The organism is Flavobacterium aestivum, from assembly GCF_026870175.2.
Classification (GTDB): domain Bacteria; phylum Bacteroidota; class Bacteroidia; order Flavobacteriales; family Flavobacteriaceae; genus Flavobacterium; species Flavobacterium aestivum.
The window spans coordinates 330,989-347,261 of record NZ_CP113977.2; the positions used below are offsets into that span (position 1 = coordinate 330,989).

At 34.1% G+C, this 16,273-nt stretch carries 9 protein-coding genes; 6 read left to right on the top strand and 3 right to left on the bottom strand.

Annotated features, from left to right (window positions below; genetic code table 11):
• Window positions 1–2 precede the first annotated feature (2 nt).
• The 3 genes from OZP08_RS01530 to OZP08_RS01540 are packed head-to-tail and all read right to left on the bottom strand — an operon-like array spanning window position 3 to window position 5,445.
• Window positions 3–821 (bottom strand): SusE domain-containing protein, encoded by an 819-nt coding sequence (locus OZP08_RS01530; RefSeq protein WP_268848000.1) that lies wholly within the window; start codon window positions 819–821, stop codon window positions 3–5.
• Between the two features lie 21 nt (window positions 822–842).
• Window positions 843–2,447, bottom strand: a complete 1,605-nt coding sequence (locus tag OZP08_RS01535; protein ID WP_281322827.1) for a RagB/SusD family nutrient uptake outer membrane protein — start codon at window positions 2,445–2,447, stop codon at window positions 843–845.
• Between the two features lie 22 nt (window positions 2,448–2,469).
• Window positions 2,470–5,445, bottom strand: a complete 2,976-nt coding sequence (locus OZP08_RS01540) for a SusC/RagA family TonB-linked outer membrane protein (RefSeq protein WP_281322828.1) — start codon at window positions 5,443–5,445, stop codon at window positions 2,470–2,472.
• A 241-nt stretch (window positions 5,446–5,686) separates the two neighbouring features.
• Between OZP08_RS01540 and OZP08_RS01545 the strand changes: the two genes are divergently transcribed.
• The 6 genes from OZP08_RS01545 to OZP08_RS01570 all read left to right on the top strand — a co-directional run bounded on the left by OZP08_RS01545 (window position 5,687) and on the right by OZP08_RS01570 (window position 16,273).
• On the top strand, window positions 5,687–6,709 hold the full coding sequence (locus tag OZP08_RS01545; protein ID WP_281322829.1) for a LacI family DNA-binding transcriptional regulator: 1,023 nt from the start codon (window positions 5,687–5,689) through the stop codon (window positions 6,707–6,709).
• 710 nt (window positions 6,710–7,419) lie between these two features.
• The gene (locus OZP08_RS01550) at window positions 7,420–8,748 is read left to right on the top strand and encodes an MFS transporter (protein ID WP_281322830.1); all 1,329 of its coding nucleotides are present in this window, start codon (window positions 7,420–7,422) and stop codon (window positions 8,746–8,748) included.
• 102 nt (window positions 8,749–8,850) lie between these two features.
• On the top strand, window positions 8,851–9,510 hold the full coding sequence (pgmB, locus tag OZP08_RS01555) for a beta-phosphoglucomutase (RefSeq protein ID WP_268848005.1): 660 nt from the start codon (window positions 8,851–8,853) through the stop codon (window positions 9,508–9,510).
• A gap of 92 nt (window positions 9,511–9,602) precedes the next feature.
• Complete coding sequence (locus OZP08_RS01560; protein ID WP_281322831.1) at window positions 9,603–11,909, top strand: glycoside hydrolase family 65 protein; 2,307 nt, start codon at window positions 9,603–9,605, stop codon at window positions 11,907–11,909.
• A gap of 124 nt (window positions 11,910–12,033) precedes the next feature.
• Window positions 12,034–13,872 (top strand): glycoside hydrolase family 13 protein, encoded by a 1,839-nt coding sequence (locus tag OZP08_RS01565; RefSeq protein WP_281322832.1) that lies wholly within the window; start codon window positions 12,034–12,036, stop codon window positions 13,870–13,872.
• Window positions 13,873–13,882: 10 nt separating this feature from the next.
• Window positions 13,883–16,273, top strand: coding sequence for a glycoside hydrolase family 31 protein (locus tag OZP08_RS01570; RefSeq protein WP_281322833.1), 2,391 nt, complete (start codon window positions 13,883–13,885; stop codon window positions 16,271–16,273).

Consider the following 16,273-nt stretch of genomic DNA (forward strand, 5'->3'; position numbering starts at 1 on the left):
TATTATTCTAATGTAATCTTTTTAGAAGCATAGTCAATAGTCAAAACTCTTTCTTTAGTAGGACCTGTGTATTTAAAATTATGATCCCCATCTAATGCGTCTACTAAGTCAGCTGGTATTACAAAACCATTAGAAGCATAATAAGTGTAATTATGAGAAGCATCCCAGTTTCCATCAGCTGTAAAGTTATTCCCTAGAAATACTCTAAAAGCTTTTCCGCTGTTTAATACAACTGCAACTTTATAAGCATCCGTTCTTCCTATAATCAAAGGAAATTCTGTTTCAGCATCACCAGCCCATGTCCAACCTCCTGGTGTAGCATCACCAACTAACCAATGAGAAGTTGCCAATGGCACATGGTAAGGAGTTGCTTTGATAGTATACGAGTTAGAAATTTGTGGAGTTGAGCCAACGCCCCCAATAGTTGACTTCACACGAATATCTATTTCAGACTCCACTTTAGCCGGAAAACCTGCATTAATTAAAGCAGAATTAAGTTCTGCCACTGTCAGGTTTTTATAAGTACTTGTTGAAGTAGCTGCTGCAAAAGGAGTAGCAAAGTTTGTCCCTTTTTTTGCAATTTCTATAGTATAGGTTATTACCGTTGCATCACCTACATACGTTGCTGGCTCCCAAACAACTGTTGTTGCCAAATCATTTTCATTCTCTTTTGATAATATGATATTAAAATCAGATTTAGGAGAAAGTAGGACAGGTTCCGTTCCTTTTACAATTACTGGTCTATTCTCAACATCATCACCTGAGCAAGATATAGCTATTACGCTTATAAAAGCGATTAAAATTTTATTTAGATTTTTCATTTTTATAATTTTTTAAGATGGTTAGTATCCAGGGTTTTGTTTTAATGTTGGGTTTGCTTGAATTGCTGTAGCTGGTATTGGCATAAGGTTTCTGAATGATTCTGTTGAAGTACCATTTTTAACACCACCTTTCCATTGCCAGATTTTGCTGCCTCCTGTAAATTTGTCAAAACGAATTAAATCAGTTCTTCTATGACATTCCCAAAATAATTCTCTACCTCTTTCAGCAAGAATAAAATCAAGATTTAAATCCCCAGCAGTAATTGTAGTTGCTCCTGCTCTTGTTCTTATTTGGTTAACATAGCCCACTGCTGTAGGTATATCTCCTCCTGTTCCTCCTCTTAGAACTGCTTCTGCATACATTAAATACACATCTGCCATTCTAAACATTGGGAAATCAGTATCTGGAATATCATTTCTTTGAGCTGCACTTCCATCAGCTTTCTTATTGATGAATTTTGTAACGGCATACCCATCAGTAAAAGTTCCAATATTATTTATATCAAGTGACTGCCCATTCTTGTAAAAACTTCCTCTTTTATCTCCAATTGCATTTTCGTCTGGGAAGGATTGAACAAATTCTTTTCTTGTTCTGATTCCTTGCCATCCACCATCCATACCTCTATCACTTGCATTCATAGATCCTCCAATTGAAGCATGCATAATAAAACTCATTCCACCTCCAGTAGCTCTAATATAATTTCCGTCACTTACAACTGGGAAAATGATTTCGTTTTGAGCTCCATTCACATTATTATCAGCAGAGAATAAATTAAAATAAGACACATTTGCAAAAGAATAACCTGAAGCTATTACCTCTTTACAAGCTGTGATACATTCTGTATTTTTTGCAGTTCCTGTATATACTTTAGCATTAAGATAAATTTTTGCCAATAAAAATTTAGCAGCAGTTTTATCTATTCTACCATATTCATTTCCTCTTGATTCTTTTAAACTAGAGTCAAGATCTTTTAATTCACTTTCAACAAAAGTAAAAACTTCTGCTCTTGACTTTTGAACTGGATTGTAGAATCCAACAGGATCAACTTCTGTAGTAATAGGCACATTCCCAAACAAGTCCATTAATTGCACATAATCAAATGCTCTTAAGAAACGGGCTTCTGCTCTAAAAGTAGCTATTTCAGTTTTCAAAGCTGCATCTACACCTCTTGCAGTCAATTTATCATCTGTAGTTTCTCTTAAAAACTCATTAGCAAGACTTATTTGATAAAACGATCTGGAATACGTCCCGTATAAAAACTCATTTGAAGGAGTCCAAGTTTGAGTATTCATTGTTGGCAATGAACCATCTGCCCAAGCAATAACAGCTTCATCTGTAGTAAACTCTTGACAAACAAAAAGAAGCCTTAAATAACTACTAAAATCCCCACCAATTCCTGAGATATCTCCCTTACCATCTCCATCATTTCCTCCTACATACATTCCAGCATATAATTTTGCTAAAACTTGCTTATAAGAAGCTGGATTTTTAAAAAAATCCTCTGAAAGAAACTCATCATCATCTTTTGGTGTTACATTCAAGTCATTTGTACAAGAAATAAATACCATATTCATTCCTAAAATCATCAGGAATAAATAACCTATTTTTTTAAATGATATTTTCATTTTGCTGTTTTTAAAATTATAATTAGAAATTAGCATTTACACCAAACATGTATGTTCTTGCTCTTGGATAAACTGATCCGTCAACACCAGAAAAGCTTTCCGGATCAATACCGTCATATTTACTAAATACAAGGGCATTTTGTACTCCTAAAGAAAAATGTAAACTCATCACTTTTAGAAGTGATTTATCCATAGTATATCCTACCGATATGTTATCTAATTTTATAAAAGAAGCATCTTTTACGAAATAATCAGATAGGTAACGTTGTGTCCCATTGTCTTCATACGTAAAACCAGTATTATAATAATCTGGAGTAATATTAGCTAAATCAGTATCTCTTCTTAATGCAGCTTGTAAATATCCTTTGTCAGAACTAATATTATCAAATATGTAATTTCCTAAGCTTGCTCTCCAGCTCATAGCAAAATCGAATTTTTTGTAATTGAAAGTGCTAAATAATCCAAAAGTATAATCAGGATTAGGCTTATGGAATCTATACATATCATTTATATCTCTTTTTCCATCACCATTTCTATCTACATATGCTCCTTGTATAGGTTTTTTATTCGCATCATAAAGTTGCTCAAATACGAAGAAAGAGCTTGGGTTATAACCTACTGAGTTAATTTTAATTTTATTGTTACTTCCTCCAGCAATATTATCACCAGTCATATACCCTTGGAAACCTGGTACTGTTTCACCTAAATCTGTGATTTCTTGATTAAGGTAAGCTACGTTAAAACCAACATTCCAGTTTAAGTCATCTTTTTTAAGTATATCAGCATTAACATTGAACTCAATACCATCAGTTCTAACACTTCCAATATTTGAAAAACCAGAGTTTCTTAAATTGGCACCATCAGGATATGCGATATCAGCCAAAAGATCTGACGCTACTTTGTTGAAATAGTTGATTGACCCATTGATTCTATTGTCTAAAAATCCGAAATCAGCACCTACGTTAAACTCTGTTGCTGTTTCCCATTTTATATCTGGGTTATACCCTTCAGTTCTAGCCACTTGGTAAGCAGTACTGCCAAAAACATAATTAGAACTTACAGTTCCTAATGTTACTCTTCTTAAATAATCATAAGAAGCTGAAATATCTTGTTGACCTGTAGTACCATATCCTACTCTTAATTTTAAAGCCGAAATGGTTTTATTATCTTTTAAGAAAGATTCTTCAGCTATGTTCCAAGCAAAAGCTCCTCCACCAAAATTACCCCAACGATTTGCTTCAGAAAAACGGGAAGTACCATCTCTTCTGTAATTGATAGTAAGTAAATATCTGCTATCGTATCCTATATTTGCACGAGCAAAATATGATTGAAGGTTAATATCCGGATCAGTAGTTACATCTTCCGCAGGATTTGGTTGTCTGGTCTCTCCTGTTGAATAAGCCTCTCTTTGGAACAATTGGTAGTTATAACCTCCTGTTAAATCCACTTTGAATTTACCAAATTCTTTAACGTAGTTTAAATAAGCATTTAAATTTTTGTTTTGACGTGAATCTGTATAATGTCTATAATTTCCTAAATTAACCCAAGCTCCTGAAGAAAAAGTTTTAGGTTGATAACCACTTACGCTGTTTACACTTGTTTCCTCGTAACCGTTACTATCAAACTTATCAATCCCTAATTCTACAACTGCTCTCAGGTCTTCTAAGAAATGCATTTTATAATCAATTCTGGCATTACCCCATTTCCTTGTAGAAGTTGCTCTTCTATTATTTTGGTTAATACGGGCAACTGGGTTTTTAGCTGCAAGAAGATTTACATCTCCATTAGCTTCTAACCATTCAAAATACCCTCCATAACGTGAACCTTCTTGGTAAACAGATTGAGTAGGATCAAATCCTATAGCGCTTCCAATTACATTACTTTCATCCTGAAATTGGTTTTTACCAAAGGATAGATTACCATTAAGATCAACCTTTAAGTGATTGTCAAAAAATACCGGATTCAAAGACAATGAAGTAGTTGTTCTTTCAAAGCCAGTATTTTTCAAAATACCTGGAGTATTGGTATTACCAACAGAAAGTCTAGTTGGTAATTTATCGAATAATGAACCACTAACAGATATGTTATTATCAGTAGTAATTACATCATTAAAGATTTCGCTTTGCCAATCTGTATTTGCTGTACCTAATTTTGCTTTTTGAGCAGCTGTTCCATTTGCATTTACTAATGCACGAAATTCATCTGCGCTTAAAACATCAATTTTTTTGGCTACAGTACTTATACCTGTTTTAGTGTTAAAAGCAACTTTTACTCCTCCTTTTGCACCTTTCTTAGTAGTAATTACAATAACCCCATTTGCTGCTCTTGAACCATAAATTGCTGAGGCAGACGCATCTTTTAGTATTGTAAATGTCTCAATGTCATTTGGGTCAATAGTAGATAAAATACTTGTTGTACCATCAGGAACGGCATTACTTAACGGCAATCCATCTACTACAATTAAAGGCTCGTTTGATGCATTCAATGATGATCCTCCTCTAATTCGTATGTCAGATTTTGCTCCAGGCGCACCTCCACCAGTAACGCTTACACCTGCCACTCTACCTGTAATTAAGTTTTCTGCAGTTACGTTTTGTCCTTTGTTAAAATCTTTATTAGCCAATACCGTTACAGCTCCTGTTGCATCTTTTTTCTTAACAGTACCGTAACCTACTTGAACCACAACCTCTTTTAATTGGCTGGATTCCTCTTCTAGTTTGATAGTCAAAGAGTTTTGAGACCCAACTGTAATTGTTTTTGTTTTGTATCCCAGGTAAGATATATTTAGGACATCGGTTGGTTTTACATTGGTTAATTGAAATTTCCCATCAAAACCAGTTGAAGTTCCTGCCGACCCTCCTTCTATTTTTATGTTTACTCCCGGGATAGGCTGCCCTGATACATTATCAACAACAGTTCCCTCTATTTTATTCTGTGCAAAGGCACAAAACGGCAATAAGAGTACTAAAAATAACAACTTTCTATAAATTGTTTTCATACTTTGTTCTTGTTAGAATTAATTTTTTTTGGATGATTTGTTTGGTTTTTTTTACTTCGAATACTCAAAATTAGGAATTTATTAACACCCTTAACATTGAGTTAATTTGGGGAGGTTACGAAAACGTGATAGTGTTGAAAACTTTGTATTTTTTATTTATTTAAGCGCGAAAATTTACAATAAATAAAAATTTACCTTACCTTTATTACGAATTGATTAGAATGCATTAAGCAATGTTAGCATGAAGAGAAAAATTACATTAAAACAAATTGCAAAAGAATTGGACGTTTCAATATCGACTGTTTCTAAATCTTTAAGAAACAGTCCAGAGATTGGAGAAGAGACAAGATTGAGAGTCCAAGCATTTGCAAATTTTTACCATTACAAACCCAATAATATAGCCCTCAGCCTTAAAAACAGAAGAACCAAAACAATAGGTATTATTATTCCAGAAATAGTACACCATTTTTTCTCTACCGTAATCAATGGTATAGAACATGTAGCTAACGAAAACGGATATAGTGTAGTTATTTGCCTGTCCGACGATTCATTTGACAAAGAGGTTTTAAATATGGAACTTTTGGCCAATGGCAGCATTGATGGCTTTATCATGTCACTATCTAAAGAAACCCAGTTTAAAGGTGATTTTCATCACATTACAGAAGTAATTAATCAAGGAATGCCTGTCGTGATGTTCGACCGTGTTTCTAATGAGGTAAATTGCGACAAAGTAATTATCGATGACAAGCTGGCCGCTTATGAAGCCGTACAGAGTTTAATAGATAAAGGGCGAAAAAAAATAGCACTTCTTACTACTGTTGATTATGTAAGTGTAGGTAAACTAAGAACCGATGGTTATATCAAGGCTTTACTAGATAATGAATTACCATTTGATGAAAGTTTAATTATTAAGATTGAAGATATAGACACTTGCGAAATAATAATTGCAAAATTATTGGAAGACAAAGCTATTGATGCCGTTTTTGCTGTAAATGAACTTTTTGCAGTAACCTGTATTAAAACCGCAAACAAAATGGGGATAAATGTCCCTAAAGATTTAGCAGTAATTGCCTTTACAGACGGAATAATTTCAAAATACTCAACTCCTACCATCACAACAGTAAGCCAAAGTGGTATAAAAATGGGGAATCGAGCAGCGCAAATTATCATTGACCGATTAGAATCTGAAGAAGACGATGAGGAAGAAAATTATGTAACCGAAATCATTGAAACCTACCTTATAGAAAGAGAATCTACCGATTAGTCAACCCCAATTTTAATTATTCGTAAAATAGACTTCCGTAATTGCTATAGACCGATTAGTCCTAATTATAAATCAAAATGGATAGACATAAAACCTATCCATTTTTTATTTCACTTTTACCAAATCTGAAATAATTTGCGGACAAAAAAACATATTTTATTCATTACTACAACCTTGTAGTTGCAAAAATTGCTCATTATTATTATTTTTTGAATTGTATCCAAAAATATTTTTATACATTTACTCCACGTTTATAGCTTTTCTTTTACTTCGAAAAACAAGATAAGTTTTTTTAAAACGATAATTTAATCGTAAAAGTTCGACACAATACGATGAAATAAAGAGATGAAAATTCACATAACGAATCTTCATAATGTATAGTTGATTATTGCTAAGGAATGTATTTCCTTACCAATAAAGTCTTCAACTATTCTTCCTATCACACTATTAAAATTTATTTTAAGGGTTCATAATTCAAAAAATACAAACTTGGTCTTTTTTAGATCCTGATGAATGATTCTGTTTATCCAAAACATATAAAATTTTAATTATTTGTTTTTCAGAATTTAAAACTGTTTTTACTTCAAAGTAATAACATTTTCTTGTTGTATAGAATTTTTATTTTTCTGATAATCAATTCATTTGATGTAAATCAGAAACCAATTGAAAGGCATTACGTTTATCTAGTACAAATACATAAATAATTAATAATGGAAAAACCGAAATTAAGTTTTTGGCAAATTTGGAATCTAAGTTTTGGGTTCTTAGGCGTTCAAATTGGATATTCTTTACAGAATGGAAATACAAGTAGGATTCTAGAAGCTTTAGGAGCCGATGTTCACAGCATTGGTTATTTTTGGCTGGCGGCACCTTTGGCAGGATTGATTGTACAACCCATTATTGGTTTATCAAGTGATAAAACCTGGACAAAATTAGGACGTCGTATTCCATTTATATTTTTTGGTGCAGTAGTATCCGCATTGGCCATGTTTTTCATGCCAAACGCAGAATACTTCGCAGATCTATTGCCCCCACTCGTTTTTGGTGCCGTAATGCTATTGCTTATGGATACATCCTTTAATGTTACCATGCAACCTTTTAGAGCTCTTGTGGGAGATATGGTCAATGATGAACAACGCAACTTGGGGTATTCACTTCAAAGTGCATTAATCAATTTTGGTGCTGTTTTTGGCTCACTATTACCGTGGATTCTAGTAAAAATAGGAATGTCAAACGTCCCTGCAGCTGGAGAAAAAGTGGCAGAATCTGTAATCTGGTCTTTTTATATAGGTGGAGGAATATTATTGGCTAGCGTTCTTTGGACTGTATTTAAAACCAAAGAATACGCTCCAAAAGAACATGCTGCATATAATAAAATAGACCTTGATGCTCCTGATGAAAAGAAAAAGCCAAATATTTTTAAACTAATAAGTAATGCTCCAACAATTTTTTGGCAATTAGGAATTGTTCAGTTTTTCTCTTGGTTCGCTTTGTTCTTGATGTGGGTTTACACAACTAGAGCTATCGCAAATCAAGTTTGGGGACCTGCTGCTTTAGATCCAAAATCAATAGGATTTAACGAAGCTGGAGATTGGACTGGGGTACTATTTGCTTTTTATAGCGGAGTAGCGGCATTATTCTCCTTACTTATCCCTTCTATAGCAAAAGCAATTGGAAGAAAAAGAACCTACAGTTTCTCTCTAGTAATGGGAGGTTTAGGTTTGATTTCTATGTTTATAGTCGAGGATAAAAACATGTTATTGTTATCAATATCAGGTGTGGGTCTTGCTTGGGCAGCTATTTTGGCAATGCCTTATGCTATGTTATCCGGATCATTACCTGCAGATAAAATGGGTGTTTACATGGGATTGTTCAACGCAACAATAACAACACCACAAATTGCTGCCGGACTTTTAGGAAGCACTTTAATCATGCTTTTTGGGGGAAATCCTATGGCAATTATTGTTATTGCGGGCGTATCGATGTTAATAGCAGGTTCCGCAGTGTTTTTTGTAAAAGAAACCCACATCAAAAAATAATTTCTTCCTAACAAATAAAGATGGGTTCCTGACAATCAAAATTTAAATATTTACCAGAAAAAAAAGGCAAACCTAAAATTAATTAATACAAGTAAAATTAAAATGAAAAAGAGTAAAGGATTTATTTTCGATTTAGACGGTGTGATTGTAGATACTGCAAAATATCATTTTTTAGCCTGGAAAAAAATTGCCAATGAGTTAGGAATTGATTTCACATTAGAACATAATGAATTATTAAAAGGGGTGAGTCGTGTTCGTTCTTTAGACATTATTTTAGGTCTAGGGAATGTCGAAGCTTCAGAAGAAGAGAAAAACAAATGGTTAATTCAAAAAAATGAAGATTACCTCTCCTATCTAGTAGATATGGATGAAAGTGAAATTCTGCCAGGTGTTATAGAGGTCTTGAATTTCTTAAAGAAAAACAATCAACTAATCGCTTTAGGATCGGCCAGTAAAAACGCCAGACCTATTCTGGAAAAAACCGGAACTCTAAATTATTTTGATGCCATTGTAGACGGTAATGATGTTGTCAATGCCAAACCAGACCCAGAAGTATTTTTACACGCTGCCCGATTATTGAATGTAGCCAATGAGGATTCAATTGTTTTTGAAGATTCAGTAGCAGGAATCCAAGCAGCAAATACTGCCAATATGATAAGTATTGGTATTGGCGAAGAAACAACCTTACATGAAGCGCAACACCTTTTTAAAGACTTCACGCACATTGATTCCGACTTTCTGGAGTCTCTTATAAATAGATAAATAAATTAACAAAAGATAAGGTTAAAGAGGAATGAAGCAAAAGAGTTGTTTTATTCTTAAACCTCAAGCCTTACGCCTTAAACTTATACAAAATGAATCAAGATTATATAAAACCAGACAATTGGTCTATCATCGAAGAAGGATTTGATAGAGAAAGTGTAAAATCATCTGAAAGCCTTTTTAGCATTGGGAATGGTGCTATGGGCCAAAGAGCCAATTTTGAAGAAAACTATACAGGCGAAACTTTTCAAGGAAGCTATATCGCCGGAATTTATTACCCTGATAAAACCAAAGTAGGTTGGTGGAAAAACGGATATCCAGAGTATTTTGCCAAGGTATTGAATGCACCAAATTGGATTGGAATCAACATAGAAATTAACGGGGAAGATTTAGATTTGAATACTTGTACAGACGTCAAAAATTTTCGTCGTGAGCTAAACATGAAAGAAGGCTGGTACAATCGTTCCTTTACAGCAACTTTGCAAAACGGAACCGAAATTTCAGCAAACATCCGTCGTTTTCTATCTTTAGATTTAGATGAAGTTGGTATCATTAATTATGAAATCACTCCTTTAAACAAAGATGCAAAAATAATTTACAAACCCTATATTGATGCTGGTGTAACTAATGAAGATGCCAACTGGGAAGAAAAATTCTGGAAACCACTTAGCGTTAAAAAATATAGAAATGAAGCTTTTGTTACGGCACAAACTTTCAAAACCCATTTCAAGGTAACAACCTTCATGCAAAATACCATTTGGTCGAATGGCGAGAAACAAAAGCTTTCTCCAACGTCAGTAGATACGAATGCAGATAAAATTCTATTTTATTATGATGTTATTGCTGCCAAAGGAGAAAAAACCGCTATTCAAAAAATAGGCGGCTATACCGTTTCATTGAACCATGTAGATACTATAGCTGCAGCCGAAAATACTATTCAGATCGCTCTGGCAAAAGGATATGACCAATTGCTACAAGAACAGATTGATGCATGGGCAAAAATCTGGGAAATGTCAGACATCACTATTGATGGGGATGTAAAAGCACAGCAAGGAATTCGTTTTAATATTTTCCAGCTAAACCAAACCTATTTAGGAAAAGATTCTCGTTTGAATATTGGACCAAAAGGATTTACGGGTGAAAAATACGGAGGATCTACCTATTGGGACACCGAGGCATATTGTATTCCGTTCTACATGGCTACAAAAGACCAACAAGTAGCTCGTAATTTATTGACCTATCGTTTTAATCAATTGGATAAAGCGATAGAGAATGCCGAGAATAATTTGGGGTTTAAAAACGGAGCAGCTTTATACCCAATGGTAACCATGAATGGCGAAGAATGCCATAACGAATGGGAAATCACTCATGAAGAAATTCATAGAAACGGTGCCATTGCATTTGCCATTTTTAACTACCATCGCTTTACTGGAGATTTCAGTTACATTCCGGAAAAAGGATTAGAAGTACTTATTGGTATAGCTCGTTTCTGGCACCAAAGAGCTTCATTCTCCAAAAACAAAAATCAATATGTGATTTTGGGAGTAACTGGGCCTAATGAATACGAAAACAACATCAACAATAATTTCTACACCAATTACATCGCTAAATGGTGCATCGATTATACCCATGAACAGATTCAAAAAGTTTCTCTAGAATACCCATCCGACTATAAACGTATTATGGAAAAGGTAAAACTATCTGAAACAGAAATACAGGAATGGAATAAAGTAGCAGGTAATATGTATTTCCCAAAATCAGAAGAAATGGGTATTTACTTGCAGCAAGATGGGTTCTTAGACAAAGATTTAACACCGGTAAGCGAGTTAGATCGTTCCCAAAGACCAATAAATCAAAAATGGTCTTGGGATCGTGTATTGCGTTCTCCTTATATAAAACAAGCCGACGTACTGCAGTGTTTCTACTTCTTTGAAGATCATTTCTCTAAAGATGAATTGGAGCGCAATTTCAATTTTTATGAATCATTTACAGTTCATGAAAGTTCACTTTCACCTTGTGTACATTCTATTCAGGCTGCTTTGCTGGATAAAATGGATATGGCCTATGCATTTTACCTAAGAACATCTCGACTGGATCTTGATGATTATAATAAAGAAGTAGAAGAAGGTTGCCATATCACCTCTATGGCAGGAACCTGGATGAGTATTGTTGAAGGATTTGGTGGAATGAGAGTCAAAGCAAACACACTTCATTTCTCTCCAAAAATCCCTAAAGAATGGGACGGATATTCTTTTAAAATTAATTTCAGAAATCAAATTTTGAAAATTGCAATTAATCATAAAGAAACCACACTTACACTCGAAGGTTCAAAAGAACTTACCGTTTTTGTAAACGAAACTGCTATTTTGGTCAAACCAAATAGTTTGGTCACTGTTTAAAATTTAATAAAAAAGAACCATTAAGACATTAAGATTCATTAAGACAAAACTTAATTTTCTTGATGTCTTAATGGTTAAAAAAAATATGGCTTAGACTTTAAAAATATTTTTAATTGTTGAACTTATGAAAAAAGCAGTCCTTCTTTTTTTATTCATCTCTACTTCAATTTTTGCACAAATAGAAAGAGTTGAGCCTCCTTTTTGGTATGCCGGAATGCATAATCCAGAGCTGCAAATTATGTTCTATGGCAAAGATATTGCACAAAATGAAGTAACGGCATCAAATGCAATTGCCATAAAAGAAGTTCAAAAAACCGAAAACCCCAATTATCTTTTCGTTACAATTGACACCAAAAATACAACGGCACAAGATTTTATTTTTTCATTTTCTAAAAATAAAAAAGTCGTTTTTACCAAAAAATATAGTTTAAAACAGAGAAGGGAAAATTCAGCTTCCAGAAAAAGTTTTGATGCTTCTGATTTGATTTATCTGGTGATGTCAGACCGTTTTGCTAATGGAAATCCCAAAAACGACAGCGATAAATCGGTTTTTGAAAAAGGAAACAGATCACTTCCCGGTGGGAGACATGGAGGCGATATTGCCGGCATGATTCAACATTTAGACTATATAAAAGAATTAGGAGCAACGGCCCTTTGGCCAACACCACTTTGCGAAGACAATGACAAAACCTATTCGTACCATACTTACGGGCAATCTGATGTTTATAAAATAGATCCTCGTTTTGGAACGAATGAAGAATATGTGCAACTTTCATCCGAATTGCATAACCGTGACATGAAACTCATCATGGATTATGTTACGAACCATTGGGGAGCAGAACACTGGATGATGAAAGACTTGCCTACTTATAACTGGTTGCATCAATTTCCGGGTTACGCCCAAACTAATTACAGAATGACAACGCAGTTTGATACCAATGCATCACAAATTGATTCCAAAATGTGTATGGACGGTTGGTTTGTAAAATCAATGCCCGATTTAAACCAGTCCAATTCATTAGTGAATATCTATTTGAAACAAAACGCCATTTGGTGGATTGAATATGCCAATTTGGATGGTTTTCGTGTAGATACTTATTCCTATTGCGACAAAAAAGGAATTGCCGAATGGACTAAGGCTATTACCGATGAATATCCTAATTTTAATATCGTTGGTGAAGTCTGGATGCACGATCAGGCTCAAATGGCATATTGGCAAAAAGACAGTAAAATTGCAGCTATAGAAAATTATAATTCGCATTTGCCATCAGTCATGGATTTTACATTAACCGAAACTTTGGCTAAAGTATTTAATGAAGATAATAATACTTGGAACACCGGAATGGTAAATGTCTATGAGAATTTCACCAATGACTTTTTATACCCGAATATCAATAGCATTATGACTTTTGTTGAAAATCATGATACGAATCGCTTCAATGAAATATATAAAAATGATTTTTCGAAATATAAAATGGCAATGACATTGTTGGCTACCGTTCGTGGAATTCCGCAAATTTATTATGGCTCCGAGATTGGAATGTCTGGTAATAAAGACAAGGATGGAGATGCAGCCATTCGTCAGGATTTTCCAGGAGGTTGGTCTGGAGACAAAAATGATGCCTTTACCAAAGCTGGAAGAACTCCAGAACAGCAAAAATATTTTGAATTTTCGGCCCAATTATTCAATTGGAGAAAAACCAATGATGTTGTGCATTTTGGAAAAATGAAACATTACATCCCAGAAAAGAATGTCTATGTTTATTTCAGATATACCAATTCAAAATCGGTAATGGTAGTCATAAACAACAATAAAGAAACACAAACTTTCCCAACTGGTCGTTTTCAAGAAAGTATTTTAAATTATAAAACGGGAGTCGATGTACTTTCTGGGAAATCTATTGATTTAAAAAGTGATATTACGATTGAAGGAAAATCGGTTCTGATTTTAGAATTGAATTAAAAAGCAAAAAATGAAAAATATTATTTTATTCCTATTAGTTTCAAGTATTTCATTTGCGCAAAATGCAAACAGGAAATTCGAAAGCTATAAATTAGTTCAAAACACATTAGAAATAAAAACTTCTGATGGGCAGTATTTCATTAAACCCTATTCAGACAAAATAATCGAAACCACTTTTCTACCTGTTGGAGAAAATTTGAATTCCAACTCACATGCCGTTGTTTTGACTCCTGCAAAAACGGTCTTTAAAATAAAGCAAAACCAAAACCAATTAGTTTTTTCCTCTAATGGAATTACAGTTTCTATTGTAAAAAGTCCATTTCAAATCACTTATTTGTATAAAAACAAAGAGCTGATTTCCGAAAAAAATGGATATGCAAAAAGAGAAAATGTCGCTATCAGTAAAGAGCAACCCAAAGAAACATTAGAGTTTAATCTAGATGCTTCCGAAGCTCTTTACGGAGCTGGAGCTCGTGCATTAGGCATGAACCGACGCGGAAATCGTTTGGAATTGTACAACCAAGCCGATTATGGATATGGAACGCATTCCAAGAAAATGAATTTCTCTATTCCGCTTGTGCTGTCTTCTAAAATTTATGCAGTTCATTTTGATAATGGAGCCATCGGATATTTAGATTTAGACAGTAAAAAAGACAACACTCTAGTTTATGAAACCATCTCTGGAAGAAAAACCTATCAAGTAATTGCTGGAGATACTTGGACAGATTTAATTTCAAATTATACCATACTTACAGGAAAACAACCACTTGTTCCTCGTTGGGCATTAGGAAATTTTTCAAGCCGTTTTGGATATCACACACAAGACGAAGTAACGAAAACCATAGACAAATACATCAAAGATGAAATTCCTGTAGACGCCATAATCCTTGATTTGTATTGGTTTGGGAAAACCGTTCAAGGGACAATGGGAAACTTAGATTGGGATAAAGATAATTTCTCTGATCCAAAGAAAATGATAACCGATTTGAACAGTAAAGGAGTAAAAACGATTTTAATAACAGAACCATTTATTCTAACAACTTCAAAAAAATGGCAAGAAGCGGTAGACAAAAAAATATTAGCCACAGATAAAGTTGGAAATCCATTTAAATATGATTTCTATTTTGGCAACACCGGATTGGTAGACGTTTTTAAACCCGAAGGAAAAACTTGGTTTTGGAATATCTACAAAAACTTAATCAATCAAGGAATTGGTGGTTGGTGGGGCGATTTAGGAGAGCCAGAAGTTTTCCCTTCAGCAGCTTTTACCACTCAAGGTTCTGCCGATGAAGTGCATAATATTTATGGCCACACTTGGGCAAAAATGATTCGTGATGGGTATGCAACAGATTTCCCAACTGTGCGCCCTTTTATTTTAATGCGAGCTGGATATTCAGGCTCTCAAAATTACGGAATGATTCCTTGGTCCGGAGACGTAAGCCGTTCTTGGGAAGGACTACAATCACAACCCGAAATCGCATTACAAATGGGAATGCAGGGAATGGCGTATATGCACTCCGATTTAGGAGGATTTGCAGGAGACTATTTTGACAATGAATTGTACATCCGTTGGTTACAATACGGAGTTTTCCAACCTGTATATCGTCCACATGCCCAAGAAGATGTAGCTTCCGAACCAGTCTATAAAGATATCGTGACTAAGGCCAAAGCCAAAAAACAAATCGAGTTGCGTTACCAAATGCTGCTTTATAACTACACACTAGCTTTCGAAAACAACAACAAAGGTTTGCCATTGATGCGTCCCCTATTTTTCGAAGAACCTCAAAACGAAAAACTATTAAATTCTTGTGATTCTTATTTGTGGGGAAATGATTTTTTGGTGACCCCAATTACTAAAGCCGCTGTTACAAGTACCTCAATTTATTTTCCAAAAAGCAACAATTGGTTTGATTTTTATACTGACAAAAAACATGAAGCGGGCGCTACTGAAACGGTTTCTGTTTCTGCCGATAACATTCCGGTTTTTGTACGTGGAGGCGCTTTTATACCCATGATAAAAACGATTCAAAACACAAGCAAATATTCATTGGCTAATTTTGATTTGCATTTTTATTATGATGAGAAAGCAACAAATAGTTTTGGTAAAGTATATAATGATGATGGATTGACATCAAATGCTTATGAAAAAGGAGCTTACGAAATAATCAATTTTGCTAACAATACAACTGCTAAATTAATTACTATCAAAGTAAATACCATTGTTGGAAAATCGTTTACCAGTATCGATAAGAAAATTAATTTAGTTGTTCATAATGTAAATAAGCCAATTAAAATTACTGTAAACGGAATGAATGTTGATTTCAAAACCAATACTAACACTTTGGAAATTCCTGTAGCAATTGAAAAAGGAATGGATAAAGAAATTAAAATTCAATTATAA

Coding starts and splice junctions, on each gene's coding strand:
- pgmB (WP_268848005.1), top strand. CDS start 8,851: ATGAAAAAGAGTAAAGGATTTATTTTCGATTTAGACGGTGTGATTGTA.
- OZP08_RS01550 (WP_281322830.1), top strand. CDS start 7,420: ATGGAAAAACCGAAATTAAGTTTTTGGCAAATTTGGAATCTAAGTTTT.
- OZP08_RS01565 (WP_281322832.1), top strand. CDS start 12,034: ATGAAAAAAGCAGTCCTTCTTTTTTTATTCATCTCTACTTCAATTTTT.
- OZP08_RS01540 (WP_281322828.1), bottom strand. CDS start 5,445: ATGAAAACAATTTATAGAAAGTTGTTATTTTTAGTACTCTTATTGCCG.
- OZP08_RS01545 (WP_281322829.1), top strand. CDS start 5,687: ATGAAGAGAAAAATTACATTAAAACAAATTGCAAAAGAATTGGACGTT.
- OZP08_RS01560 (WP_281322831.1), top strand. CDS start 9,603: ATGAATCAAGATTATATAAAACCAGACAATTGGTCTATCATCGAAGAA.
- OZP08_RS01570 (WP_281322833.1), top strand. CDS start 13,883: ATGAAAAATATTATTTTATTCCTATTAGTTTCAAGTATTTCATTTGCG.
- OZP08_RS01535 (WP_281322827.1), bottom strand. CDS start 2,447: ATGAAAATATCATTTAAAAAAATAGGTTATTTATTCCTGATGATTTTA.
- OZP08_RS01530 (WP_268848000.1), bottom strand. CDS start 821: ATGAAAAATCTAAATAAAATTTTAATCGCTTTTATAAGCGTAATAGCT.